General features: G+C 37.2%; 3 protein-coding genes. 1 reads left to right on the top strand and 2 read right to left on the bottom strand.

All coding sequences use genetic code 11. The features are described from left to right. The first annotated feature begins 109 nt into the window (after window positions 1-109). Window positions 110-2413, top strand: a complete 2304-nt coding sequence (gene metE, locus KPC_RS18190) for a 5-methyltetrahydropteroyltriglutamate--homocysteine S-methyltransferase (RefSeq protein ID WP_121975742.1) — start codon at window positions 110-112, stop codon at window positions 2411-2413. Window positions 2414-2500: 87 nt separating this feature from the next. Here metE and KPC_RS18185 read toward each other — a convergent pair whose 3' ends face one another. Then, window positions 2501-2815: a chorismate mutase gene (locus KPC_RS18185; protein WP_121975741.1), complete on the bottom strand. Its 315-nt coding sequence runs from the start codon at window positions 2813-2815 to the stop codon at window positions 2501-2503. Window positions 2816-3130: 315 nt separating this feature from the next. Continuing rightward, on the bottom strand, window positions 3131-4177 hold a 1047-nt coding region (gene gltS / locus KPC_RS18180; RefSeq protein WP_121975740.1), incomplete at its 5' end, for a sodium/glutamate symporter.

Here is a 4177-nt window from a genome sequence, read left to right as displayed (position 1 = left end):
ATATAATTCACTATAGCATGAAATTAATTAGTTTGTCTCAACATGAAAAATATTTAATTATTATATTTGAAAATGAATTTTATTAATCATAAATTTGGTGACTTCACTCATGACTATACAAACCCATATTCTGGGCTACCCGAGAATCGGAGTAAAACGCGAACTTAAATTTGCTGAAGAAGCTTACTGGAGAGGTGAAAACAGCCAAGACGAGTTTCTTGAAAAAGCGTATGCGGTAGAAGCTGCAAACTGGCAATCTCAGGTAAATGCTGGTCTCTCTTTCCTGACTGTAGGTGACTTTGTATTTTATGATAGTATTTTGGCACATACTGTACGTTTAGGCGCAATCCCTAAGCGTTTTAATGAAGCATCTAAATTGAATCAAATTGATCAACAATTTTATCTTGCTCGTGGTCGTGCACCAGACTGCACTGATGTAGCGGCATTGGAAATGACAAAGTGGTTTGATACAAATTATCATTACCTTGTACCAGAACTAGATCCAGCTCAAATATTTAATGCAGATTTTTCTGATCTATTTAGACAAATTGAACGTGCAAAAAAATACAATAAACCTCTTAAAGTCGTTGTACCAGGTTTACTTACTTTTCTTTATCTTTCACGTGTAGTTGATGATAAAAAAACTACAGATGCACCAAATTTAAAAAAACACACTTGTGAATGTTCTACCCATTACACAGACGCAAATACAAATATAGCGACTATAAAGTTTATAGATGCCCTGATTCCCGTATATTCTAAACTCTTTGATGATTTGGCAGCTTATGGCATTGAATACGTTCAGATTGATGAACCTATTTTAGTCCTTGATCTAGCTCCAGAATGGCAATCCGCATTTGAACGTGTTTATAACCTGTTACAACGCCGCGATAGTTTAAAACTGATCGTAACGACTTATTTTGAAACTTTAGCTGCTAACTTAAATCTGGCAGTCAATCTACCCGTAGCAGGCTTACATATTGATATCACACGTGAAAAATCAGGTGATTTTTTTTGGAAGAAAGTTATTGATCAGCTCCCTACACACAAAATTCTGTCTTTAGGGGTGATTAATGGACGCAGTGTTTGGGCCAGTGATTTGGTTAAACTTGATGAAATTGTAAAAACTGCACAAAAATCTTTGGGTGAACGTTTATGGCTATCTACGGGCTGTTCTCTGCTCCATGTACCAGTTGATCTGAAATCTGAAACCATTCCAGATGAAATAGACGGCAAGCTTGCATTTGCACGTCAGAAGCTAGACGAACTGGTGGCTCTGGCATCTGGTTATATCTATATAAATGAAAAAATTACTCGAGCCGCCGATAAAGCTTTTGATCTGGTTGGTCAATCTCGCCTGGAAAACTTTGCAAGCCGCTTCAAGGCACAGCATGCAAAATTAAATCTCCCACTGATTCCAACAACAACTATTGGTTCATTCCCTCAAACTGCTGAAATCCGTGCTGCACGTGCAGCATGGAATAAAGGAAACCTTTCTGATGCAGATTATGAAACTGCAATGAAACAAGAAATAGCTTACACAATCAAAGAACAAGAAAACTTAGGTCTAGATGTACTTGTTCATGGTGAAGCAGAACGCACTGACATGGTTGAATACTTTGCTGGTCTTTTAGATGGTTTCTGGCTATCAAAATTTGGTTGGGTTCAATCATATGGCAGTCGCTGTGTACGCCCACCAATTATTGTAGGCGATATTACTCGCCCTAAAGCCATGACGGTAAAATGGATTCAATATGCCAATACTCTAACTGACAAAATTGTGAAAGGTATGCTGACTGGTCCAGTCACAATTTTAAATTGGTCATTTCCGCCAGCACACCGTACTCGTCGTGAGGTTTGTTTACAGCTTGCAGAAGCAATCCGTCAGGAAGTATCGGATTTGCAGGATGCAGGCATTGAGATTATCCAGATTGATGAAGCTGCATTCCGTGAAGGTCTGCCACTAAGAAGAACAGACCGTGCTAAATACTGGGACTGGGCAGTAAAATCATTTAAACATTGCTCTAGTAGTGCAAATATCGAAACACAGATCCACACTCATATGTGTTATTCGGATTTTAAAGACTGTTTACCTGAAATTATTGCAATGGATGCGGATGTTATTACGATTGAAACCTCGCGCTCTGGATTGCAACTTTTAGAGGTTTTCCATCAACAAAGTTATCCAAATGCAATTGGGCCTGGTGTCTATGATATTCATAGTCCCCGTACTCCAGATGCTGAAGATATGCGCATAGTAATTGATGGTGCACTAAAAAGCATTCCAGCTGAACGTTTATGGATTAACCCAGACTGTGGTCTAAAAACACGTAACTGGGTAGAAACAAAAGCTGCTTTGACTGAACTGGTTAAGATGGCTAAACAGGTTCGTAAAGAACTTGAAACGACTTAAACTTTAAAATAAAAAATTAGAATAATAAAAAAAGCGCATAGCCTCAGAAATGAGGCTGTTTTTTTATAACTGTTTTAATAATCATTCTTACACATTCATATCTTTTGCAATGTTTTCATGATTTTGAATCACTTCAGAAATAATTAATTTAAAGACTTTTTCAACAAATATCGGATCTAAATCAGCATCTTCTGCCAATTGTTTTATTCTATTAAATTGTTCAAGCTCTCGGTCATGATCAACTGCTGACAAATGCAATTTTGCTTTCAGATGCCCTACTTTATCTGTACGAGTAAATCGTTCAGCGAGAATAAAAATCAAGGCTGCATCCAGATTATCAATACTTTGTCTCAGCTCAGTTAAGGTTTTACTGGCTTCTCTTTGCGAATTATCAATCTTCATTTTAATTAAGCATCTCCATAACCATTTTAGCTACTCTTCCTAAAAATTTAGCTAGATACTTTGCACCATATTTTTCTGAAAAGCACAACACACCAGAATTTTACACAATCCGTTCATTACCTCTCCACGCTCCCTCGAATATGACTTTAGCTTCTACATAAGTCATTTAACCCAATATTAAACTTAGTGAATAAAACAAACTTGTGACATTAAAGCCAAATGAATCAAAATACATTTATCGCATTTTATCTATTTTTATTTTTCATATCATACAAAAATAGCTCCCTAAAGAGCTATTTAATGATCAACATTACATTAGAAAAACTTGATAATAGTTTGAATAACAACTGCGTTGATAATATCAATAAAGAATGCACCACAGAGTGGAATGATCAAAAATGCTTTATGCGATGGACCATAGGTATTTGTAATTGCCTGAATATTTGCAATTGCTGTCGGCGTTGCTCCCATGCCAAATCCACAATGACCAGCTGCTAGAACTGCTGCATCATAATCACTTCCCATCATTTTAAAAGTTACGAAAGCAGTATATAGGGCAAGGACTAAAGTTTGAACCAATAAAATAATGACTAACGAACCTGCCAGATCTGCCAATAACCACAATTGCAATGATAATAATGCCATCGCCAGATATAGTGATAGTGAAGCATTACCAAATACATCAATTGCTCGATCAAACACTTTAATTTTAAAAACATTCTCAATAATATTTCTAAGAATAACACCACTAGCCAGAGTCCAGACAAATGTTGGGAGTTCATACCATTTGCCTTGGCTCACTTCCGTCATCCAGTTTGCAACGAAAATACAAGTCGCGAACATTCCCAATGTCGTCACAGCATTACTAGCCGTGATCAATCTGGTTTTCTTCGGATATTCAAAAGGAGCAGGATCATTTGGAGGTACTTCATCATTTTTGCTGTCTTGAGGTATAACTGAAGCAAGTTTATGTCTTTTAATCAAAAACTTTGCAACTGGACCACCTATCAATCCTCCAATAATAAGACCAAAAGTCGCACTTGCCATCCCTAAAACAACGGCTCCTTGTATACCATGCTGGTTTTCAAGGACAGTCCCCCACGCACCAGCAGTCCCATGACCACCAGTTAATGTAATTGAACCGACAATAAGACCAATCAATGGATCAAGCCCAAGTAATGTTGCCAGGCTTATACCAACAGCATTTTGTACCAATACAAATATTGCCACACAGAACAGGAAAACAAATAAAGCTTTCCCCCCCTCTCTTAGCTTGAGGAAACTCGCACTCAATCCAATTGAGGTAAAGAACATTAGCATTAATGCCTGTTGAATATCTTTACTGAATGTGGCATTTATATT

Origin of the sequence: Acinetobacter stercoris (assembly GCF_900323515.1) — a bacterium.
Classification (GTDB): domain Bacteria; phylum Pseudomonadota; class Gammaproteobacteria; order Pseudomonadales; family Moraxellaceae; genus Acinetobacter; species Acinetobacter stercoris.
Note: the sequence above shows the minus strand (reverse complement) of the source record. Positions and strands in the feature narration are given on the sequence as shown.